General features: G+C 62.7%; 21 protein-coding genes. 8 read left to right on the plus strand and 13 right to left on the minus strand.

Features of this window, described 5'->3' with window-relative positions; all coding sequences use genetic code 11:
* Positions 1–16 precede the first annotated feature (16 nt).
* Positions 17–913 (plus strand): LysR substrate-binding domain-containing protein, encoded by an 897-nt coding sequence (locus ABQX22_RS23235; RefSeq protein WP_349802219.1) that lies wholly within the window; start codon positions 17–19, stop codon positions 911–913.
* A 118-nt stretch (positions 914–1,031) separates the two neighbouring features.
* Here the strand turns inward: ABQX22_RS23235 and ABQX22_RS23240 are convergent, their stop codons facing one another.
* Positions 1,032–1,883, minus strand: a complete 852-nt coding sequence (locus ABQX22_RS23240) for a CAP domain-containing protein (protein WP_349802220.1) — start codon at positions 1,881–1,883, stop codon at positions 1,032–1,034.
* Positions 1,884–1,930: 47 nt separating this feature from the next.
* On the opposite strand from ABQX22_RS23240, the gene ABQX22_RS23245 reads away from it, so the two are divergent.
* Entirely contained in the window at positions 1,931–2,581 is a 651-nt protein-coding gene (locus tag ABQX22_RS23245) for a DNA-3-methyladenine glycosylase I (RefSeq protein ID WP_349802221.1), read from the plus strand.
* A gap of 1 nt (position 2,582) precedes the next feature.
* Here ABQX22_RS23245 and ABQX22_RS23250 read toward each other — a convergent pair whose 3' ends face one another.
* Complete coding sequence (locus tag ABQX22_RS23250; RefSeq protein ID WP_349802222.1) at positions 2,583–2,912, minus strand: hypothetical protein; 330 nt, start codon at positions 2,910–2,912, stop codon at positions 2,583–2,585.
* 282 nt (positions 2,913–3,194) lie between these two features.
* Between ABQX22_RS23250 and ABQX22_RS23255 the strand changes: the two genes are divergently transcribed.
* Together ABQX22_RS23255 and ABQX22_RS23260 are read left to right on the plus strand one after the other, a co-directional pair.
* The gene (locus ABQX22_RS23255) at positions 3,195–3,596 is read left to right on the plus strand and encodes a hypothetical protein (protein WP_349802223.1); all 402 of its coding nucleotides are present in this window, start codon (positions 3,195–3,197) and stop codon (positions 3,594–3,596) included.
* 239 nt (positions 3,597–3,835) lie between these two features.
* Entirely contained in the window at positions 3,836–4,399 is a 564-nt protein-coding gene (locus ABQX22_RS23260) for a type 1 glutamine amidotransferase domain-containing protein (protein WP_349802224.1), read from the plus strand.
* A gap of 43 nt (positions 4,400–4,442) precedes the next feature.
* Here ABQX22_RS23260 and ABQX22_RS23265 read toward each other — a convergent pair whose 3' ends face one another.
* Complete coding sequence (locus ABQX22_RS23265) at positions 4,443–5,195, minus strand: DUF72 domain-containing protein (protein ID WP_349802225.1); 753 nt, start codon at positions 5,193–5,195, stop codon at positions 4,443–4,445.
* A gap of 185 nt (positions 5,196–5,380) precedes the next feature.
* On the opposite strand from ABQX22_RS23265, the gene ABQX22_RS23270 reads away from it, so the two are divergent.
* From ABQX22_RS23270 to ABQX22_RS23285, 4 genes are all read left to right on the plus strand, one after another.
* A complete protein-coding gene (locus tag ABQX22_RS23270; RefSeq protein WP_349802226.1) occupies positions 5,381–6,046 on the plus strand; it encodes a glycosyltransferase in 666 nt (221 codons plus the stop codon).
* Positions 6,047–6,116: 70 nt separating this feature from the next.
* Positions 6,117–7,445, plus strand: coding sequence for an Nramp family divalent metal transporter (locus ABQX22_RS23275; protein ID WP_441005320.1), 1,329 nt, complete (start codon positions 6,117–6,119; stop codon positions 7,443–7,445).
* Between the two features lie 130 nt (positions 7,446–7,575).
* The gene (locus tag ABQX22_RS23280) at positions 7,576–8,679 is read left to right on the plus strand and encodes a catalase family protein (protein WP_349802227.1); all 1,104 of its coding nucleotides are present in this window, start codon (positions 7,576–7,578) and stop codon (positions 8,677–8,679) included.
* A gap of 169 nt (positions 8,680–8,848) precedes the next feature.
* Complete coding sequence (locus ABQX22_RS23285) at positions 8,849–9,280, plus strand: nuclear transport factor 2 family protein (protein ID WP_349802228.1); 432 nt, start codon at positions 8,849–8,851, stop codon at positions 9,278–9,280.
* A 237-nt stretch (positions 9,281–9,517) separates the two neighbouring features.
* On the opposite strand, the gene ABQX22_RS23290 is transcribed toward ABQX22_RS23285, so the two are convergent.
* The 10 genes from ABQX22_RS23290 to ABQX22_RS23335 all read right to left on the minus strand — a co-directional run bounded on the left by ABQX22_RS23290 (position 9,518) and on the right by ABQX22_RS23335 (position 20,282).
* Positions 9,518–9,889, minus strand: coding sequence for a histone-like nucleoid-structuring protein, MvaT/MvaU family (locus ABQX22_RS23290; RefSeq protein ID WP_349802229.1), 372 nt, complete (start codon positions 9,887–9,889; stop codon positions 9,518–9,520).
* Positions 9,890–10,035: 146 nt separating this feature from the next.
* The gene (locus ABQX22_RS23295) at positions 10,036–10,365 is read right to left on the minus strand and encodes a hypothetical protein (RefSeq protein WP_349802230.1); all 330 of its coding nucleotides are present in this window, start codon (positions 10,363–10,365) and stop codon (positions 10,036–10,038) included.
* A 612-nt stretch (positions 10,366–10,977) separates the two neighbouring features.
* Positions 10,978–11,772 carry an ABC transporter ATP-binding protein gene (locus ABQX22_RS23300; protein ID WP_349802231.1) on the minus strand — a complete coding sequence of 265 codons (795 nt, stop codon included), beginning with the start codon at positions 11,770–11,772 and terminating at the stop codon, positions 10,978–10,980.
* Entirely contained in the window at positions 11,769–12,551 is a 783-nt protein-coding gene (locus tag ABQX22_RS23305; RefSeq protein ID WP_349802232.1) for an ABC transporter ATP-binding protein, read from the minus strand. The genes ABQX22_RS23300 and ABQX22_RS23305 overlap by 4 nt, the downstream gene beginning before the upstream one ends.
* Positions 12,548–14,503 carry an ABC transporter permease gene (locus ABQX22_RS23310; protein ID WP_349802233.1) on the minus strand — a complete coding sequence of 652 codons (1,956 nt, stop codon included), beginning with the start codon at positions 14,501–14,503 and terminating at the stop codon, positions 12,548–12,550. Before ABQX22_RS23310 ends, ABQX22_RS23305 begins: the two co-directional genes overlap by 4 nt.
* 204 nt (positions 14,504–14,707) lie before the next feature.
* On the minus strand, positions 14,708–15,928 hold the full coding sequence (locus ABQX22_RS23315) for an ABC transporter substrate-binding protein (protein WP_349802234.1): 1,221 nt from the start codon (positions 15,926–15,928) through the stop codon (positions 14,708–14,710).
* A gap of 109 nt (positions 15,929–16,037) precedes the next feature.
* Positions 16,038–17,273, minus strand: coding sequence for an FAD-dependent monooxygenase (locus ABQX22_RS23320; RefSeq protein WP_349802235.1), 1,236 nt, complete (start codon positions 17,271–17,273; stop codon positions 16,038–16,040).
* A 90-nt stretch (positions 17,274–17,363) separates the two neighbouring features.
* Positions 17,364–18,323: a PDR/VanB family oxidoreductase gene (locus tag ABQX22_RS23325; protein WP_349802236.1), complete on the minus strand. Its 960-nt coding sequence runs from the start codon at positions 18,321–18,323 to the stop codon at positions 17,364–17,366.
* The gene (locus ABQX22_RS23330; RefSeq protein ID WP_349802237.1) at positions 18,310–19,368 is read right to left on the minus strand and encodes an aromatic ring-hydroxylating dioxygenase subunit alpha; all 1,059 of its coding nucleotides are present in this window, start codon (positions 19,366–19,368) and stop codon (positions 18,310–18,312) included. The genes ABQX22_RS23325 and ABQX22_RS23330 overlap by 14 nt, the downstream gene beginning before the upstream one ends.
* Positions 19,369–19,568: 200 nt before the next feature.
* Entirely contained in the window at positions 19,569–20,282 is a 714-nt protein-coding gene (locus ABQX22_RS23335) for a TetR/AcrR family transcriptional regulator (RefSeq protein WP_349802238.1), read from the minus strand.
* Between the last annotated feature and the right edge of the window lie 255 nt (positions 20,283–20,537).

Consider the following 20,537-nt stretch of genomic DNA (forward strand, 5'->3'; position numbering starts at 1 on the left):
TACCTGGATTGAATCAATGTTCGAACTCGCCCAGTTGCGCTGTTTCACCACGGTGGCTACCGAACTGAATTTTCGGCGCGCCGCCGAACGCCTGAACATGACCCAGCCGCCCCTCAGCCGGCAGATCCAGTTGCTGGAGCATCACCTGGGTGTGGCGTTGTTCACCCGCAGTACCCGGAGCGTGGCGCTGACGGCGGCGGGTCGGGCGTTTTTCGTCGAAGCGCAAAACCTGCTGGAGCGCGCCCAGCAGGCGGCGGTGTCCGCCAAGCGCTTTGCCGAGGGCGACATCGGCACGGTGTCCATCAGCTTTGTCGGCAGTGCGGTGTACGAGTTCTTGCCCAAGGTCATCGCCGAGGCGCGGCTCAAGCAACCCCACGTGAAGATCTCGCTGTCGGAAATGAACACTTACCAGCAGCACGAAGCATTGCGCGCGCGGCGGATCGATCTGGGCATCGCCCGGGCGCCGTTGCTCGAACCCGGCTACGACACCGAATGCCTGGTGCGCGAGCCGTTCGTGCTGGCGGTGCCCAGCAGTCATCCCCTGGCCAGCGCGCCCAGCGTGACGGTGGCCGATCTGGATCAGCAGCCGTTTCTGATGTACTCGCATTCGGCCTATCCGCCCTTCAACGAGCTGCTCACCGGCATGCTGCGTTCAGCCCGGGTGGCGCCGCAGTACGTGCAATGGCTGGGCTCGTCGCTGACGATTCTGGCATTGGTCAACGCTGGCATGGGCTTGGCACTGGTCCCCCGCTGCGCCACCAGCGTAGTGTTCAAGGACGTGGTCTTCCGCGATATCGACCTGGGCGAAGGGGTGCAGAGCGAATTGCACCTGATCTGGGGCGCGAACAACGACAACCCGGCGTTCGCGATGCTGCTGGACGCGATACGCGGTGCGGCGAAGGAAGGGTTGTAGGGTTGGGGCTTGTGGGAGGGCGGTTGCTCGCGATCCGGCGGCTGTCACCCAGAAGATGTACCGGCTGCACCGGCCTTATCGCGAGCAAGCTCCCTCCCTCAAGAGCGACGATCAAATCTCACTGCGCACCAAACATCGCGGTCCAGTAGACGCCGGCGTCGCTCTTGGGGTCGGTGGCGTAGGCGGCGCCGAGTTCGCGGAAACCGGGGTTCATCAGGTTGGCGCAGTGGCCGGGGCTGGCCAGCCAGCCGTCGACGACTTTGCGTGGCGTGTCCTGCCCGGCGGCGATGTTTTCGCCAACCTGCTGAAATACGTAACCCGCCAGCTCGGCCCGGTCACCGGGGGTGCGGCCGTCGCGGTCCAGGTGGTCGAAGAAATTGTTGTTGGCCATGGCGCGACTGTGGCCCTGGGCGGCGGTAGCCAGGGTCGCGTTCCAGGCCAACGGGGTGGTGGCGGCGAACGGCGTTCCACCACAGGTGCGAGGTTGCGCACGGGCAGTATTGAGCATCTCCAGCATCTTCTGCCCCTCGGCCTGCCAGTCGCCCAGCCGCGCGGTGAGCAACGGCCGCGCCAGCACGATGCGCCAGTCGCGCCCTTCCCGGCTGACGCCGACGTCGATGAACTGCGGATTGAGCACCACCTGGCAGAAACTCTCCTGCACCGCGGTCATGGCCGATTGCGCATCGCGCGGGCCGGACAAGGTGATCGCCTGCACGCTGACCATCGGGTAGGACGCACGCGCCAGCGCCTGTTGCAGGTCGCCGCCACCGGTGGCCGGAAGGTTCAGCCGTGGGTCTGCCGTCAAGGGCGGCAATTCCTGGGACACCTGCCCGCCGCAGCGTTGCGCCTGATTACGGTACGCGTTGATCGACTGCACCAACTGCGTTTCTTCACTGGCGTAAGCGGTGACCGCCGACGTCAGCGCCAGTGCTGACACCACAACGTGGGCTACGAACGATACGACACGCATGCAAGTCTCCTTTAAGGTGGTGCCGAGAATATCGCGAGGCGTGCCCCATGACCACGATTGCCCCCGGGCTGACGATTGATGAAGCCGGTGCTGTCCGCTGCCAGTGGCGCACAGCGGCGCCGGAATACCTGCACTACCACGACTGCGAGTGGGGCCGCCCGGTGGCCGACGACGTGCGTCTGTTCGAGAAGATTTGCCTCGAAGGGTTCCAGGCCGGGATGGCGTGGATCACGATCCTGCGCAAGCGCGAAGCCTTTCGTCAGGCGTTCGACGGTTTCGACATCGACACCGTGGCGGTCTACACCGAGGCCGACATCGACCGGCTGATGACCAACCCCGGCATCGTGAGGAACCGCAGCAAGATTCGCTCGGTGGTCAACAACGCCCGCCGCGCCCGGGAATTGATCGACGAGACCGGCTCCCTGGCGGCGTGGTTGTGGTCGTTCGAGCCGGCTGCCGAGGAACGGCCCACCGTGCTCGATCTGGATTACTGGAACGCGAACCCGATGTCGCCGGCCTCGATTCGTTTGTCCAAAGCCCTGAAGAAACGCGGCTGGACCTTCGTCGGCCCCACCACGGTCTACGCCTTCATGCAGGCCATGGGGCTGGTGAACGATCACCTGACCGGCTGCGCATGCCGTGAAGACATCGACCAGCTGCGTGCCGCCTTCGTGCGGCCGGTGGTCGGTCAGGCGTGAGTCAACGGGTGTCGCCAGCCTGACCCTTGCGCTCCTGAATCATCTGCTCGCCGCTTTGCTGGCGCTGCTGTTGCAACGCGTCCGTCCCGCTGCTGCCGGCCGATTGGGGGGAGGACGGCAGCGGCAGCTCAGGGCTGCGTCGGTTCGGGTTGCGATTGCCATCCACCGTGCCGCTCCCGGTGCCGTTGACCGTGGCACTGCCCGACGACGGGGTGCCGGCGCCAATGCCTGCCGCCGCCGGCGGCGTGACCCCGGCGCACGCGGTGGCGGCCCATCCGGTGAGTGCGGCGGTCAACACCAGGCCGCTCAGGTTTTTTGACAGCGTGTTCATTTTTTACCTCACATTGGGGACGCACAAACAATCGCCGTTCAAAAAATAACTGCATAGCGGTTACCGTGGGAGGGGCGGCTTGCTCGCGATGAGGCCGGTACATCCTTCGAAGCTTTCGGCCGCCAGCCTTGAATCGCGAGCAAGCTCCCTCCCACAGACCGTGTTTGCTTCGCGTCCGGCATGATGTATCAGGCAAGCCGCCAGCCGAACAAGTTCACTCCTGCACAAAGCCGACTAAAGCCCATGGGCAAACCCGTCGATGCATCGTTATGATTGCAGCCCATGAACGCCACCCCTCCTCCCCGCCAACCCTGTCCCCCCGGTGCCTGCGATTGCCAGCGGGAGCGGCTGCTTGAAACACCGGAAGCCGATCTGCGCATCCTGTGGCTGACCCGCGTCGAGGAAAAGCGCCTGCTGGAGCGGCTGGAAAACATCTCCAGCCTTGCCGACCTGGAACACATGCAGCAGCGCATGCACGAGCAACTGGGTATCCGCCTGCACATCGCCCCCGGCTTCAACGAAGTCCGCACGGTGCGCGGCATCGGTTTTCAGATCGATACGCTGCCCGGCATGTGCCGCAAGACCCGCCAGTCGATCCCCGCCGCCATCCGCCGTGGCCTGGAAAAACACCCGGAAATCGCCTACGAACTGTTGAACGCCCACGACTTGCTGCGGGGCACTTGACCGCCGAGTGGGCTTATTCGCAGGCTCCGTGGGAGCGGACCTGTCCGCGAATGGGCCGGTACATCCGACAGACTGACTGCGCCTGAGAAATAGCCTTCGCGGACGGGTCCGCTCCCACTTTGGATTTCAGACGCTGCTGAAATCGGGCTGAACTTTCAGTTTCGCTGCGCCCTCCCACTGTCAGCACCGCCGGATTCTGCTCCGGCGACCACTGCATTCACTACGAGGGAAATGACGCAATGAGCACCCAACTGCAAGGCAAGAAAATCCTGATCATCACCTCCAACGCCGGCATCGAGCGCGATGAACTCGTCAAGCCCCTTGAGGCCCTGCGCGGCTTCGGCGCCACCGTGACGCACGCTTCGAGCAAAGGCGGCACCACTCAAACCGTGCTGAACGACGCCGAGAAAGACAAGACCGTCGAGTCCGACAGCAAACTCGCCGGCCTGAACGCCGCTGACTTTGATGCGCTGGTCATTCCCGGCGGCACCGTCAACGCCGACACCCTGCGCCTGGACACCGACGCTCAACAGCTGGTCAAGGCGTTCGCTGACGCTGGCAAGACCGTCGCTGCCATCTGCCATGGTCCGTGGTTGTTGATCAACGCCGGCGTGATCGAAGGCAAGACGCTGACCTCCTACCCGAGCGTGCGCCTGGACCTGGAAAACGCCGGTGCGGCCCAATGGGTCGACAAGGAAGTCCAGGAATGCGGCGCCAATGGCTGGACCTTGATCACCTCCCGCACCCCGGACGATCTGCCGGCGTTCAACGACGCCATCGCCAAAGCGGTCGCTTCGGCCTGATGTAAGCCTCAGCGGAGAGCGGGCCTGCTCGCTCTCCTGTTTTTCACCCGTCCAATCTCTTTTGGCACATCAACGCTTGCAGCGCCAACGCGTCACCCACGGCCAGGCCACTGGCGGTGTTATCAAAAATGCACCACGTCGCGACACCTTCCCCCGCTGAAACCTGTGCATCTAAACCCAGTGCCGACAATTGCTCAGGCGTGTAAGCGCTGTGATAAATCCGCGGCGAACCGTGCCAGCGCCAATAGCGAATCCCCGGCCAGCCGCCCGGCACCTCCCCGCCACGGATGCGCGACGGATCGGCCGCGACCTGGCCGATACGGTACTCGATCAGCAGATCATGGGCCTGCAGCCAACTCTCGTGGCGCGGCTCCACCACGGCAAATCCTGGGTAACGCTGACGCAACGCCCTGAAAAACGCCTCAGCCCGGTCCGGCTCGAACGCCAGCGAGGGCGGCAACTGGATCAACAGGCAGCCCAGCGCCTCCCCCAGGTGCAGGCATTGGTACAGAAACGCGTCCAGCAGTGCCTCGCAGTCCACCAATCGGTGTTCATGGGTGATGGTTTTGGGCAGCTTGACCGAAAAACGAAAGCCTGGCGGCACGCTCTCTGCCCAGCGCCCGTAGGTCTGTGCGCGATGGGGTCGGTAGAACGCACTGTTGATTTCAACCGCCGACAACACCGAGGCATAGCGTTGCAGGTGGGTGCCGTCGGGCGGGAATGCCGGCCAATAGTCGCGTGGCAGGTTCCAGCCAGCGCAACCGATGTACAGGGGCGATTGATCGTCTTGCATCATGCACAGTGCCTTAGCCGGGCCGATAGTGGATATTGGGTGCAGGACGGCGCAGCGAGTTCAGTCTGTCTGGCCCGGCATGCGCATGGTCAGGCGGTCGGCAAATAGTTGAAACGAATCGCCAGGCGCTCCGGTCGACATTCCCGAGGCCGACGCGATCGTCGCGAGTGCCGCGACGAGACTGATCGATGATTGCAATCATTGTCCCCGCGCATAATGAAGAATTGGTCCTGGACGACTGCATCAAGTCGTTGCTGGCCGCCGCCGCTCATTCGGACCTAGTCCATGAACGGGTTGAAATCCTGATTGTGCTGGACGATTGCCATGACGCCTCCCTGCTCATTGCCCAGAGCCATGACGTGTTGGTGCACTGCTGCAACCACCGCAATGTCGGCATGACCCGGGCTGACGGCGCCAGGATGATGATGCAACGGGGCGCGCGCTGGCTGGCGTTCACCGATGCCGACACCGTGGTGCCTTACTCGTGGCTGGCCGATCAGGTAAGGTTTGGCACGGACGCGGTCTGCGGCGTGGTGGAAGTCGCCGACTGGACCGAACATTCCGACGCGGTCCGCGAGCGCTATGACGCGCACTACACGCCGGTGGACGGGCATCGGCATATCCACGGTGCCAACCTGGGGGTCAGCGCCGCTGCGTATGCCAAGGCCGGCGGATTCAGGGCACTGGCGGCCCATGAGGATGTGCATTTGATCGAGGACCTGGAACGCAGCGGCGCCACCATCACGTGGACCGCCGTCAATCGGGTCATCACCAGCGCGCGGAAAAGCTGCCGCTGCCGTGAAGGGTTTGGCGACTACCTGAAATCCCTGGGCGACTCGCTGTCGGTGAGTTGATGCAGGTCCTTGTAACCCTTAAGCGGGACGTTGATTGCGCCCCGGTTTGTATTCAGCCAGGCGCCCTTTAATGTCACACAGCGAAAACGACGCGCAGGCCCCCCAGACCATGCTCGGCGGCGGGATGATGAGCGCCAGCATTGCGATGCCCAAGACCGGCAACTGGTTCAAGCGGCTGTTGGCGTTCACCGGCCCCGGCTACATGGTCGCCGTGGGCTACATGGACCCGGGCAACTGGGCCACCGACATCGCCGGCGGGTCGCAATTCGGTTACATGCTGCTGTCGGTGGTGCTGCTGTCCAACCTCATGGCCATCGTGCTTCAGGCCTTGTCCGCCCGGTTGGGAATCGCCACCGGTTGGGACCTGGCCCGCGCCTGCCGCGAGCGCTACAGCCGGCCGGTGTGCATCGCGCTGTGGCTGGCCTGCGAGACGGCGATCATCGCCTGCGACCTGGCCGAGGTCATCGGCACTGCCATTGCCTTGAATTTGCTGTTCGACATCCCGCTGGTGTGGGGCGCGGTAATCTCGGCGGTGGATGTGTTCCTGATTCTGCTGCTGATGGGCCGGGGGTTCCGCGCGCTGGAAGCGTTTGTGATCGCCCTGCTGACGCTGATCTTCGTGTGCTTCGCGATCCAGATGTTCCTCGCCGACCCGGTGCTGGCCGAGGTCCTGAGTGGCTTCATTCCCCAGGCTGAAATCGTGACCAATCCGGCGGCGCTGTACCTGGCCATCGGCATCATTGGCGCCACGGTCATGCCCCACAACCTGTACCTGCACTCCTCCATCGTCCAGACCCGCGCCTACCCGCGCACCGACGCCGGGCGCAAGATCGGCCTGCGCTGGGCGGTGACCGACAGCAGCATCGCGCTGATGCTGGCGCTGTTCGTCAATGCCGCGATCCTGATCACGGCCGCGACCGTGTTTCACAAGGCCGGCAAAACCGACGTGGTGGAAATCGAGCAGGCCTACCACCTGCTGTCGCCGATGCTGGGCGTGGCCATGGCCTCCGTGCTGTTCGCCGTGGCCCTGCTGGCCTCGGGGATCAACTCGACGGTGACCGCCACCCTCGCCGGACAGATCGTGATGGAAGGCTTTCTGCGCCTGAAAATCCCGGGCTGGCTGCGACGCCTGGTCACCCGCGGGCTGGCAATCATTCCGGTGATCATCGTGACCAGCATCTACGGCGCCAGCGGCACGGCCAAGCTGTTGGTCCTGAGCCAGGTGATCCTGTCGATGCAGCTGCCGTTCGCGGTGATTCCTCTGGTGCGGTTTGTCTCGGACAAGCAACTGATGGGCAATCTGGTGACCGGCAGAACCCTCACGATCTGCGCCTGGTTCATCGCGTTGCTCATCGTCTGCCTGAACATGATTTTGCTGGTGGGCATGTTTCGAAGGTAAAACACAGAGGCGTCCATCCACTTGAGTGAACCGCTGCAACGCGCCTGAGTCTGGTGATAGTCAGCGCCAGAACAGTCAATGAGAACTGCGTTCGCGCTGGCATTCGGACCCACCTGAATGAGCAGCGCCCATGACCCTGATTAGCAGCAATCTCCAGCCGTTGTTGTTCCAACCCTCTTTCGAGCAGATTCCCGAAGACGAGGCTGAAACCAGCCAGGGTCTGGTCGAGGCCATGCACGACATTCTTGAAACCACCTACCAGGATTCCGGCCACGCCGTGCGCAGCGTGCACGCCAAGGCCCACGGTTTGCTGCATGGCCGGCTGCATGTGATTGAAGGCCTGCGCGCGGTGCTGGCCCAGGGCGCGTTCGCCACGCCCGGCACGTTCCCGGTCGCCATGCGCTTCTCCACCAATCCGGGGGACATCCTGGATGACAAGGTCTCCACGCCACGTGGCCTGGCGATCAAGATCGTCGGGGTTGAGGGCGAGCGGTTGCCAGGCGCTGAAGGCGCGGTCACTCAGGATTTCGTCATGCAGAACGCCAAGGCGTTTACGGCGGCCGATCCGAAGGCTTTCCTGAAGACTCTGAAGCTGCTGGCCAAGACCACCGACAAGGCGCCGGGCATGAAGAAGGCGTTTTCTGCGGTGCTGCGCGGTGTTGAAACGGTCGTCGAAGCAGTCGGCGGTGAGAGCGGTACATTGAAAAGCCTGGGCGGCCACCCGCTGACGCACATTCTGGGCGAGACCTTCAACACCGTGGTGCCGGTGCTTTACGGCCCCTACTACGCCAAGATCAGCGTGGTGCCGGTGTCGCCGAACCTGACCGAACTGACCGACAAGAAGGTCGATCTGGACGACAACCCGGACGGCCTGCGCGAGGCCGTGCAAGCGTTCTTCGCCGAGAACGACGCCACCTGGGAAGTGCGCGTGCAACTGGCCACGGACCTGGACAAGATGCCGATTGAAGACGCGTCGGTGCAATGGTCAGAGGAGCTGAGCCCGTTCGTGACCGTGGGGCGGATCGAGGTGCCCCGTCAGGCGTCGTGGAGCGAACCGCGCCAGCAGGAAATCGACGAAGGCATGAGCTTCAGCCCGTGGCATGGCCTGGCGGCACACCGTCCGCTGGGTGGCGTCAATCGCGTGCGCAAACCGGCGTATGAGCACTCGGCCGGGTTTCGCAGCCAGCACAACGGCTGCCCGATGCACGAACCTCGCGCGCTTGACGACGCCTGAGAGCATTGAAACGCCCGCCACACGGCGGGCGTTTTAGGCATCGCTCATGGGACGTGCGTGGGATTGTCCGGCGATGGATCGAGATCTGTTGCAACGTATTGCAGTTGTATGATGACATACCTGCGGCGTTAAGCCGGGCTACATCCCTCACAACAATAAGGAAATTCCCATGAGAAGCATCAAACTGCTGGTAGGATTTTTGTGTCTGTTCAGCGGCTATGTGGCAGTTGCCACCGCGTCCGACGAGCAAGACGTCGCCGCCGCCGTCGACAAACTGACCCAGGCCATGTGGCATCACGATATCCCCGCCCTCGAAGCATTGACCGCCGACAACCTGTCTTACGGGCACTCCAGCGGCAAGGTCCAGAACAAGAAAGAATTCATTTCCGATATCGATACCGGTGTCAGTGGTTTTGATGAACTGAAGATGCTCAACCAGCGCATCACCCTGAGTGGCGATGTCGCGCTGGTGCGCAATCACTTCTCTGCACAAGCGAACAACAGTGGAAAAAAAGTGCCGACTGAAATCGAAAACTTTCAGATCTGGCAAAAGCAGGGTGGCAAGTGGTTGTTGATCGGTCGCCAGGCATTCAAGTTCTGATTCAAACCGGTGCCTTGCCGTCAAGTGCGGCGAGGCACCGCCTGGTGCTATCCGATTTCATACACGCAATTGAATCCCTTGGCCGGAATGTCGCTGGGGAAATGAATTCAGCGGGATATTGAAAGGCGTCTTCAGGCCGGTGTTTCTTTGAAAGCGCTGAATACTTTTGAAACAACTGGGGACATCAAACCCGCAAATAGCAGAAAAAAGAAAGCCGCACGAATGCGGCTTTATTTATCAATGGGTGCGCCATGATTCCACGGTGTCTGCGCCGTGCTCGGCCTTCCACTGTTTGAGTTGCTTGTGGTTGCCGCCTTTGGTTTCAACCAGTTCGCCGGTATGCGGGTTCTTGTAAACCTTCAGGTCACGGGCCTTGCGCTGTGCCTTGACCGGGGCGGTGGCTTGCGCGGGGGCACGGCGGGCGGCGTGTGGATCGAGGATATTGATGACGTCTTTCAGACTGAAGCTGTACTCGCCCAGCAGTGCCCGCAATTTGGTCTCGAACTCAATTTCCTTTTGCAGGCCGGAATCATTTTTAAGGGATTCAAGTTCTGCCAGGTGTTGAGCGAGTTGCTGTTCAAGTTTGCGAAATTCAGCGAGACGAGACATTTGAGTAATCCAGTTGACTTAGGGGGAGCGCATTACGCACACACGCAATGCTAACGCCTCAAAAGCCGAGAGTCATCCGTTATTACCGGGATTGAAGAACCTGTCATGTTTAAGCGATGTATATCGCCGCTGTCGGAAGCTGTCCATTACCGACGTGCCAGTTCGTGTCTGATGCACTCTTCATAATAGGTTTGCTTGACGGCCGCCGGCTTGAGCCGCGATGAACTGTCGTAGGTTTGCTCGGTAATACCCAGCGCCATCATGCGCATCCACGGCTGTGGATATTTACGCGCCTGGACTTTATTGCGTGCGCCGTAGAGCGAGACTTTGGACAGCTTGGACGCCTGCGCCGAACCCGCGATGCCCGACCCCCAACTGCACACGTAACGCTCACTTTTGCTCAGCTCTTTCGCCTGGGCCGAAAACGCAACGCCCGCCAGACTCCCCACTGCCAGGACCAAGAGACAAATCCGCATGCAACCGCACCTAACGTTCTGAAAAGAAAGCGAGTTTGCCTACAAAATGGCAATCAAGGGGCCAGCACTGTGCCTCTTTCGGGGGAAATAAATGCGTGAATGTGCCCGCGAAGTAATTTGATCAGCTGCGAAAAATGCGTCGGATGTACCTCCCCCATCGCGGGCAAGCGCGCTCCTACATAGGGTTGGGTTTGACGTAGCGGCGTGCCGTTGCCGCACATCACGTGTAGGAGCGCGCTTGCCCGCGAATGCGATAGATCAGGCGCCAGAGATGCAGCGGATTCACCGCCCTCATCGCGAGCAAGCGCGCTCCTACATAGGGTTAGGTTTGACGTAGCGGCATGCCGTTACCGCACATCACGTGTAGGAGCGCGCTTGCCCGCGATTACGGTAGATCAGGCGCGAAAAATGCGTCGGATGTACCTCCCCCACCGCGAGCAACCCACGCGCCTGGGCCGTCGGCAGACGCGGAGCGTGGTGCGGTTTGATGTTTGATTCTGGCCGAAGGCCGTAGGAGCGTGGCTTGTCCCGCGATTGGCTGCGCAGCAGTCATGAAACCATGCGCCCGAGGTGCAGGTGGTGTGTCCGCAGGAAGGTGTAGATCCCCCTGCCCTACATCGTCAAATAAGCCTTGCGCACATCTTCGTTGGCGGCGAGTTCCGCCATGCTGCCTTCGTAGCGGATCTGGCCCCGTTCCAGCACGTAGGCGCGGTCGGAGACCAGTTCGGCGAAGTGCAGGTTCTGTTCGGACAGCAGAATGCTGGCGCCCTTGGCCTTGAGCGCGAGGATCATCTGGGCCATCTGTTCAACAATGACCGGCGCGACGCCTTCGGACGGTTCGTCCAGCAGAATCAGAAACGGATTACCCATCAACGTCCGCGCCACGGTGAGCATTTGCTGTTCACCGCCGCTCATCTGCCCGCCAGGCCGGTCCTGCATCGCCCCCAGATTGGGGAAGAATTCAAACAGCTGCGCGGGCGTCCAGTTCAACGCTTCGCTGCCATCGGGCCAACGACGGTCCGCCTGACGCCCCACCTCCAGATTCTCCGTAACGCTCAGATGAGTGAACACCCGGCGATCCTCGGGGACGAAACCCAGCCCCAGACGCGCCAGCTGAAACGGCTCGAGGGCGGCAACATCACGGCCCATGAAGCGGATGTTGCCGCGCCGACGGGCCAGCATGCCCATCAACGCCTTGAGCGTGGTCGACTTGCCGGCGCCGTTGCGCCCCATCAACGCCACCACTTCGCCGCGCCGCACGTTCAGGCTGACGTCATAAAGAATCTGCGCCGCCCCGTACCAGCTGTTGAGCGCGGTCACTTCCAGCAGCGCTTCGGCCTGGGCGGGTGCCGTCGGCGTCGGCGTCGGCGTCGGCGTCGGCGTCGGGTTGTCGAGCACAGCGTTCATACCGTCACCTGCGAGTGCGTCAGTTCTTTTTCGAAGGTCTTGCCGGTGCCGAAATACACCTCCTGCACCTTCGGATGATTGCGGATGTACTGCGCGTCGCCCTCGGCAATCAAGCGCCCCCGGGCCAGCACGATCATCCGGTCGGCGTAGGCAAATACCACGTCCATGCTGTGTTCGGTAAACAGCACCGCCATTTTGCGTTCCACCACCAGTCGCTTGGTGAGGGCCATCAGGTCGTTGCGTTCTTCAGGGCCCATGCCCGCCGTCGGCTCGTCCATCAGCAGCAGCTTCGGGTCGTTGGCCAGGCCCATGGCCAGCTCGACCCGCTTGACGTCGCCGTAGGCCAATTCACTGCACGGGCGCTCGGCGTGGGTCTGCATGCCGACCTGCGCCAGCAGCTCCAGCGCCTGCGCCCGGTACTGCTTGCGCGCCGGCGTGAACAGCGAGAACGCCCGGCCATGGTGGGAGAGCAACGCCATTTGCACGTTCTCCACCACGGTGAGCGAGGCGAAGGTCTCGGCGATCTGGAACGTGCGCCCGACCTGCATACGACTGATGTCGCGCGGGCGCATGCCGATCAGCTCTTTACCCATCAGACGAATCGAGCCGCCACTGGCCTTGAGCTGCCCGCCGACCATGTTGAACGTGGTGGATTTGCCGGCGCCGTTGGGGCCGATCAGGGCGAGCAGTTCGCCTTCGTGCAGATCGAAATTGATGCCGTCCACCGCGCGAACGCCGCCGAAGGATTTGTTCAGATCACGTACGGCTAAAAGGGTCATGCCTGTTTCTCCATGGCCACGGAAACCGGTTTACGATGGGCCTGGGCCTTCGCACGCAAGCCACGCCAGCCGCGCCATTTCTCGCCGACCTGTTGGAAGAAGCCTGCGATGCCCTGCGGGAAGACCAGCACCAGCACCAGAATCACCCCGCCGAACACCGCCCGCCAGTAATCGGTGGCGCGCATGATCGAGTCCTGCAACACGCTGAACACACTGGCGCCCACCACCGGCCCCAGCAGGTTCTGAATGCCACCGAGCAACACCATCACCAGCCCGTCCACCGATTTGCCCACCGCCATGGCGTCCGGTGAAATGCTGCCCTTGGAAAAGATGTACAGCGCCCCGGCCAGCCCGGCGAACAGCCCGGCGATGACAAACGCCATCCACTGCACACGCTTGACGTCGATGCCAATGGCATCCGCACGCAGCGCCGAATCCCGCGCCGCGCGCAGGCTGTAGCCGAAGGGCGCGAACAGGATTCGCCGCACCACAAACACGCTGGCCGCCACCAGCACCAGGGTCAGGTAGTAATACGCCGTGCCGTCCAGCCAGGTGGCGGGCCAGATGCCGGTGATGCCATTGGAGCCACCGGTCACGTCTTCCCACTGGAACACCACCGACCACACGATCTGCGAGAACGCCAGGGTCAGCATGGCCAGGTAAACCCCCGACAACCGCACACAGAACCAGCCGAAAATCAGCGCGCCCAGCCCCGCCACCAACGGCGCGAAGGCAAACGCCAGGGGCATGGGCATGGTCACCACTTTGAACAGGATCGCCGCGCCGTATGCACCAAGGCCGAAATACGCGGCGTGACCAAACGAATGCATCCCGCCGGGCCCCATGATGAAGTGCAGGCTCACGGCGAACAGCACCGTCACCAGCACGTCCTGGGTCAACACGCTGGCATACGGCAGCCAGGTCGACAGCAACGGCAGGACCGCCAGCACCAGCAGCAGCCCGCCGATCAGCCATTTGAAGGTCGGCGAACCGGGGCGCATCGGCGCTTCGATCGGCGCCGAGTTGCGACTGGTGGCCTGGGGTTTGCCCATCAAGCCCCACGGCCGAACGACCAGTACCGCCGCCATGACCAGAAACTCGATCACCAGCGTCAGCTTGGAAAACGAAATCGTGATGCCGAACAGCGTGGCCGTGCCCAGGCCGATGCACAGCGCCTTGATCTCGGCGATCAGCAGCGCCGCGACGTAGGCGCCGGGCAACGAACCCATGCCGCCGACCACCACGATCACAAACGCTTCGCCGATAGCCCGCAGGTCCAGGGTCAGGCTGGCCGGTTCGCGGGGCAATTGCACCGCTCCGCCCAACCCGGCGAGCATGGCGCCGAGGGCGAACACGCTGGTGAACAGCCACGCTTGATTGACCCCCAGGGCGCCGAGCATTTCCCGGTCCTGGGTGGCGGCTCGCACCAGCACGCCCCAACGGGTGCGCACCAGCAACAGCCACACCAGGCCCAGTACCACGGGGCCGATGGCGATCAGAAACAGGTTGTAGGTGGGAAATTGCCGGCCCAGGATGTCGATCGAACCGCTCAAGCCGGGGGCTCGGCGGCCCAGCAATTCTTCAGCGCCCCAGTAACCCAGCACCGCATCGTTGATCACCAGCACCAGCGCGAAGGTGGCCAGCAGCTGGAACAGCTCCGGCGCCTTGTAGATCCGCCGCAGCAACACGATCTCGACCACCGCGCCGATCAGCCCGACGGAAATCGCCGCCAGCGCCAGCCCGAGCCAGAACCCTGCCGCACCGAGGCTGCCCATCAGGTGTTCTACCACCGAATAGCCGATGTACAGGCCCAGCATGTAGAACGAGCCGTGGGCGAAGTTGACGATCCGGGTGACCCCGAAGATCAACGACAACCCCGCCGCCACCAGAAACAGCGACGACGCTTCCGCCAGGCCGTTGAGTAACTGTGCAAGAAACGCTGAAAAATCCATGTGGTCCCCGAAAGCAGGTGGTGCGATACCGCTTCTGCCGAAGGCGTGGGAGTTCGGCTTGCCGACGATCTGCCGCAAAGCGGTAGCAACACTGCCGAACGCGGTCTGTCAGACGCACTCGATAGCATGGATGGCTGCCGGTTCCCGGCAGATCGTCAGCAAGCTGGACGCCCACGCCCTCCGGGCAGAATCAAAAACTACCGATCACTCAGCCGGACGCAATTTGCGCACTTCGTCATCCGGTGGCAGCAGGGTGTCGCCGGGCTTGAAGGTGTAATCCACCATCACGCCTGCCCCGTCCTTGACCGCCAGCTTGCCGACGTACAGACCCCAGGTGGCCTGATGGTCGATCTTGCGGTATTCCAGCGGGCCGTCCGGGGTGTTCACTTTCAGGCCGCTGAAGGCCTCGACCATGGATTCGGAATCGGTCTTGCCGCCGGACGCCTTGATCCCGGCCGCGATGGACTGGATCGCCGAGTAGCCGATGATCGAGCCGAAGCGCAGGTTTTCGGTGCCGTATTTGGCGTGGTACGCGTCGACGAACGCCTTGTGTGCCGGGGTTTCGATGCTGTACCAGGGGTAACCGGTGACGGTCCAGTTCTGCGGGATCTCGTCTTTGAGCGGTTCGAGGTATTCCGGCTGGCCGGTGATGATGCTGAGCACCGGCAGTTGCTCGCCGAAGAAGTTACGGGTGGTGCCTTCGCGGATGAACTTGGCCAGATCGGCGCCGAACAGGGCGTTGAACAGCGCATCGGGCTTGGAATCCACCAGCGCCTGGACCACGCTGCCTGCGTCCACCTTGCCGAACGGCGGCGCTTGCTCGGTCACGAATTCCACGTCCGGCTGGCGGGCCTTGAGCAGGGTTTTGAAAGCACTGGCGGCGGCGGTGCCGAACTCGTAGTTGGGGTACACCAGGGCCCAGCGTTTCTTGTGCAGCTTGACCGCTTCGTCCACCAGCGCCGAGGTCAGCATGTAGGTCGAGGCGTCCAGGCGGTAGGTGTAGCGGTTGCCGGCGCTCCAGACGATGTTGTCGCTCAGGGCTTCGGTGATCAGCACAAAGCGTTTTTTCTGCTTGGCGTAGTCGGACAGCGCGGTGCCGATGTGCGCATAAAATGCGCCGGCCAGCACGTCCACGTGCTCGCGGTTGATCAGGTCTTCAGCCTGGCGAATCGCATCGCCGGGGTTGGCGTTGTCATCGCGGGTTACCAGCTCCAGTTTCTTGCCTTCCACCCCGCCCGCCGCGTTGATCTGCTCGATGGCCAGTTCCATGCCCTTCTTGTAGCCGTCGGTGAACACCGGCTGCGATTTGTAGCTGTTGATGTCGCCGATCTTGATGGTGTCTGCCGACCAGGCCGCACCGCTGACGGCCAGCGCGATCAAGCCGGCCAACAGGCCCGATGGGGTAAAACGTGCACGCGTAATCATGGTTCTCTCCAAGCTGATCAGGTGAAAGGCTTGCACAGCATTAGGGCGTTCCAGGCTCGGACGACCATTATTAAATGGGCAGTTAATTAACGAGCAACGAGTATGCCAATCAGGCCGAAAGCTTCTGCGCCTGGGCAAAACGCGCTTCGCACTCACGGGCGTCGTACTCGTACACCCAGTTGGCCTGGATCCCCACGGCGTTGGGATTGAGCAGTTGTCGCCAGCGGTAGGCCATGTCGCGCTTGAGTTGCGACCAGGCCGAAGGCAAGTGGTAGGTGCGGCCGCGTTCCCGGGCTTCGAGCTGAACCCGACTGGTGCGTGGCAGGCGCTCGGCTTCGTACGCCTGCAACGCCTGCTGCAACTGGCGCGGGCTGTGAAACGCCAGGGACTGGGCCAGGGCGTAGCCGTCTTCGATGGCCATCGCCGCGCCCTGGGACAGGAACGGCAGCATCGGATGGGCCGCGTCCCCTAGCAACGTGGCGTTGCCCTTGGACCAGGTCTTCATCGGGTCGCGGTCGAACAGGCCCCATTTGAAGATCGCGTCGGGGTCGGTGCGTTTGAACAGTTCGATCAGGTTCGGGTGCCAGCCCTGGAAGCCGGCGAGCATTTCTTCCTGGGTGCTCTTGGCGTTCCAGGACTCCTCGACCCACGCCGGGCTCTCGTTGACCGCGACGATGTTGACCATCGAACCGCCCTTGACGTAGTAGGTCACCACGTGGCCGTTGGGGCCCATCCAGAAGTTGGAATCGGGGCTGACAAAGGGCAGCGGGTGTTTGTCGACCTTGACCAGCGCGCGCCAGCACATGTGACCGGTGTAATGGGCCGCCTCCTGGCCCCACAACTGCTCGCGGATCACCGAGCGCACGCCGTCGGCACCGACGATCAGGTCGGCTTCGAATTCGGTACCGTCGGCAAACTGCGCCACGGCGGTATTGGCGTGCTGGATCAGGCCGCTGCACTGCGCGCCGAAGGTGGCCTGCCCCGGCTTGATGTCGCTGGCCAATGCCGCGTGCAGGTCAGCCCGGTGCACGTGATAGAACTCGGCACCGTACAGCGCCGGGCAGCTTTCCTTGAGCGGCGTGCGGAACAGTTCGCGGGCGGTTTTCCAGTTGCGCCCGACCATCGCCTGCGGCAGGAAGCCGATGGTTTTCAGCTGATCTGCCAGGCCCAGGGCCGACAGGACCTTGACCGCATTCGGGGTCATCTGCACCCCCGCGCCGACTTCGCCGAACATCGGCGCCCGTTCAAATATCCGCGCCTCGATGCCCCGTTGATTGAGGGCGCGCGCTAGGGTGACGCCGCCGATCCCCGCGCCGATGATGCCGACTCGCAATGCTCTGTCCATGGGTAATCCTCCTGCCGTGCGCACTGCGGGCGTCACGACCTGTCGTAATAATTGGCCGAGCAATTAATTAATCGCCGGTAAACATTCGGGTTACAGATCCAGCACCAGACCGTCGTCCCGGCCTCGCGAGCAGCAGATCATCATGCTTTCGCTGCGCTGGCGTTGGGCCGGGGTCAGCACCGTGTCCCGGTGCTCCACCTGCCCGGCCAGCACCTTCACTTCGCACGCGCCGCACACCCCTTCTTCGCAGGAATACGCGACGTCGACCCCGGCCGCTTCGCAGGCCTGCAACAGGGTTTGCTCGGTGGCCACCGTCAGCGTCAGGCCCGAACGCTGCAGCCGCACGCGGAACGTATCCCCCGGTTGCAAGGCGTCGGTGGTGGCGCTGAAGCGTTCGCGGTGGGTGTTGGCTTCCGGGCGGTCGAGGGTCAGGCGGTCGAATTCATCGACCATCCCCTGTGGCCCGCAGCAGTAAAGCTGTGCGCTGTCCGGCACGGTGCTCAGCACGTCCTTCAGGCGCGGCGGCGGCGTGCCGCCGGTGCGGGTGTGAAACAACTGCACGCTGCCGGCTTCCTGGCTGAGCTCAGCGTGAAACAGCATGTGCTCCGGCCCGCTGGCCCAGTAATACAGCGACACCTTCTGCCCGTCGGCTTTGAGCTGGCGGTACATCGAGACGATCGGGGTGATGCCGATGCCGCCGGCGAACAGGTGACATTCATCCGCGCCGGGCAGCAACGGAAAATGATTGCGCGGGGGCGAGACTTCATAGGTCGCGCCTACCACCGATTCGAAATGCAGCTGCCGCGACCCGCCCTTCCCCGCCTCCGATAACTGCACCGCGATGCGGTACTGCGCGGGGTTCAGCGCAGGCCACAGCAACGAGTACTGGCGCAGCATGTCCGGCGCCATCGCCACGTCGATGTGCGCGCCGGGCTCGTACGCCGGCAACGGCGAACCGTCCACCGAAGCGAAGGTGTAGAGGTTGATGCCCGGCGCGCCGTACTCGATGGTTTGCAGGCGCACCGTGAGCAAGCCGTCAGATAACCCCATAACGGATGCCCTTGTTGCGCAGCCAGGTCCGGTAGCGCTGCCCCATCAGGTCGGTGCGGTGGTGCAACTCGTAGCGAAGTTCGACGGGGATGCGCTCCGGGCGCTGGCTCTCGACGATGTCGCGGTCCTGACCGAACACCACGTCGGCGCGCTCGCGCACGGCCTGCGGATCAGGCCGGGGCATGACGTCCATGGCCGCACAGACGCGCACGATGCTGTGCTTGTCGTCCAGCGCCTGCACGGTGAACAGCGTGGCGAAGGTGTCGGATTTATCACTGATGACGTTGCCTTGGGCATCGGAATCCTGGGTGCGCTTGGAGAAGTAGCCCACCAGCGGCCGGAAGGTGTGGTAGGTGTAGAACGCCACCAGCGGCTTGCCCCGGGCATCGCCGAACGGCTGGAACACTCGCACTTCGGAGGAGCGCAGGCCCGAGTCGACTTCTTCCACGGTGTAGGGGTCCAGGCGGTCGGGCTTGTCCATGACGCCATTGAGGCCGGCGTGCACAAACGGAAAGTGCGAAGCGTCGATGAAGTTTTCCACGGCGCGAAAGCCGTTGGCGTCGTAGATGTACGGACCGCTGTGGACCTTCATGAAGCGCTCGTCTTCCCACTCCGGAAACACCGGGATGTCGCTGGCCGGCTCGCCGAGGCAGGTCCAGACGAAGCCGTAACGATCCACGGCCGCATACGGGAACGCCTTGGCTTTCTTCATCGGCTTTTCATCCGGCGCGGCGGGCATCAGGGTGCAGGCGCCGCTGCCGTCGTATTCCCAGCCGTGATACGGGCAGACCACCGAATCGTTCTTGATCCAGCCCTTGGACAGCCGCGCGCCCCGGTGGATACACAGGTCTTCCCACACGTGCACCTGATCGTCGGCGCTGCGCCAGACAATCAATTCACGCTCCAGCAGCCGCACGGGGTAGATCGTGCCTTCGACGAAATCACTGCTGTAACCCACGACATGCCAGTCGTTGAGCAGCACCGGGTCTTGGCACCCGTCGCTGGCGGTAATCGGCTGATGAGATGAAACGGCGATCAGGTTCATCACGACTCCTCGTTCTATCACGGCGCTACCATTAATTAATCAACTCGTTAATTAATAGATAGCAGGAGGCGTGCCAAACACGTGGCAACCGTTATCTCACTGATTGTTATGGTTTTTCTTGTGGGCTGCGCTCGAACCGACAGTGCCAGCCAGCACCACTTTGGTCGGTTCGGTCCCAGAATGGTGCGCAGACTGCGCCGCTACGCTGACATGCCGCCCACCACGAAACTGGTGACTTGATGGATCAGGGATTTCCAGTCGTCGGGGTTGTAGGCGCCGTCGGGCAAGCGTTCCTCCATGCGGTGGCTGTCGGAGAACGCGTACAGGTAGGTGCCGACCATGAGCGTGATGCGCCAGTTGGCGTCCAGATCAGTCAGCCCCGGCACCGCCTGCTGCAGCGCATCGACATAGCGTTGGGTCGAGGTGCCGTAGGCTTTGTCACGCAAGGCGTAGGAAATATTCGGCGGCTCGGTGTGCAACCGGGCTTGCAGGCGCAGGAAGTGCCGGCCCTGCACGCTGGTGCGCAACACGACGGTGGGCAGCAGGAACGCTTCGACGATCTGCCGCACCTGCACCGGCTCGTCCTGCGCTTGCAGCGCTTCGAGGTTTTTCAGGCGCTCGTCCGACACCGCCGCGCCCCGGCGCATGAACACTTCTTCGAACAGGCCGTATTTGGAGCCGAAATAATAGTTGATCAGCGCCTGGGTGACCCTGGCCTGTTGCGACACTTCGCGCAACGTGGTGCCGGCATAGCCCAGATTGGCGAACAACTCTTCGGCAGCATCGAGGATTTCATCGCGCACATTGCTTGCGCCTTCGGGCCTTCCCGGCCCCTTCTTCTTGGTCTTTGTCTTGGCCTTGCCCTGCACCACCGGCGTAGGTGCAGTGCCACGACGGCCCATGATTGTCTGCATCGATCACGCTACCTTGAGAGTCAAATCACTCGGTTTGCGCCGCAGAACAGGAACAGCCTGCGCCCGCAACGGAACCGAAAATTAATTAATTGATTAACTCTTTAAATCCTAGCAGCGTTCATGCCAGAGGGGTGCAGCGTGTTTGGGTGGCGGCTTCAACTGCCGCTACGCGCCAGATGGCAGGCAAGCCAGCTCCCATGCCTTCGGCAGAAGCGGTCCCTATGCGCGTGGGTGTTTGCTTGCGGTCGCAGGCCA

Source organism: Xanthomonas sp. WHRI 1810A, from assembly GCF_040202885.1.
Classification (GTDB): domain Bacteria; phylum Pseudomonadota; class Gammaproteobacteria; order Pseudomonadales; family Pseudomonadaceae; genus Aquipseudomonas.

Coding starts and splice junctions, on each gene's coding strand:
- ABQX22_RS23315 (WP_349802234.1), bottom strand. CDS start 15,928: ATGATTACGCGTGCACGTTTTACCCCATCGGGCCTGTTGGCCGGCTTG.
- ABQX22_RS23325 (WP_349802236.1), bottom strand. CDS start 18,323: ATGGGGTTATCTGACGGCTTGCTCACGGTGCGCCTGCAAACCATCGAG.
- ABQX22_RS23295 (WP_349802230.1), bottom strand. CDS start 10,365: ATGCGGATTTGTCTCTTGGTCCTGGCAGTGGGGAGTCTGGCGGGCGTT.
- ABQX22_RS23285 (WP_349802228.1), top strand. CDS start 8,849: ATGAGAAGCATCAAACTGCTGGTAGGATTTTTGTGTCTGTTCAGCGGC.
- ABQX22_RS23250 (WP_349802222.1), bottom strand. CDS start 2,912: ATGAACACGCTGTCAAAAAACCTGAGCGGCCTGGTGTTGACCGCCGCA.
- ABQX22_RS23265 (WP_349802225.1), bottom strand. CDS start 5,195: ATGATGCAAGACGATCAATCGCCCCTGTACATCGGTTGCGCTGGCTGG.
- ABQX22_RS23270 (WP_349802226.1), top strand. CDS start 5,381: ATGATTGCAATCATTGTCCCCGCGCATAATGAAGAATTGGTCCTGGAC.
- ABQX22_RS23245 (WP_349802221.1), top strand. CDS start 1,931: ATGACCACGATTGCCCCCGGGCTGACGATTGATGAAGCCGGTGCTGTC.
- ABQX22_RS23310 (WP_349802233.1), bottom strand. CDS start 14,503: ATGGATTTTTCAGCGTTTCTTGCACAGTTACTCAACGGCCTGGCGGAA.
- ABQX22_RS23290 (WP_349802229.1), bottom strand. CDS start 9,889: ATGTCTCGTCTCGCTGAATTTCGCAAACTTGAACAGCAACTCGCTCAA.
- ABQX22_RS23240 (WP_349802220.1), bottom strand. CDS start 1,883: ATGCGTGTCGTATCGTTCGTAGCCCACGTTGTGGTGTCAGCACTGGCG.
- ABQX22_RS23300 (WP_349802231.1), bottom strand. CDS start 11,772: ATGAACGCTGTGCTCGACAACCCGACGCCGACGCCGACGCCGACGCCG.
- ABQX22_RS23260 (WP_349802224.1), top strand. CDS start 3,836: ATGAGCACCCAACTGCAAGGCAAGAAAATCCTGATCATCACCTCCAAC.
- ABQX22_RS23280 (WP_349802227.1), top strand. CDS start 7,576: ATGACCCTGATTAGCAGCAATCTCCAGCCGTTGTTGTTCCAACCCTCT.
- ABQX22_RS23305 (WP_349802232.1), bottom strand. CDS start 12,551: ATGACCCTTTTAGCCGTACGTGATCTGAACAAATCCTTCGGCGGCGTT.
- ABQX22_RS23320 (WP_349802235.1), bottom strand. CDS start 17,273: ATGGACAGAGCATTGCGAGTCGGCATCATCGGCGCGGGGATCGGCGGC.
- ABQX22_RS23330 (WP_349802237.1), bottom strand. CDS start 19,368: ATGAACCTGATCGCCGTTTCATCTCATCAGCCGATTACCGCCAGCGAC.
- ABQX22_RS23235 (WP_349802219.1), top strand. CDS start 17: ATGTTCGAACTCGCCCAGTTGCGCTGTTTCACCACGGTGGCTACCGAA.
- ABQX22_RS23275 (WP_441005320.1), top strand. CDS start 6,117: ATGTCACACAGCGAAAACGACGCGCAGGCCCCCCAGACCATGCTCGGC.
- ABQX22_RS23255 (WP_349802223.1), top strand. CDS start 3,195: ATGAACGCCACCCCTCCTCCCCGCCAACCCTGTCCCCCCGGTGCCTGC.
- ABQX22_RS23335 (WP_349802238.1), bottom strand. CDS start 20,282: ATGCAGACAATCATGGGCCGTCGTGGCACTGCACCTACGCCGGTGGTG.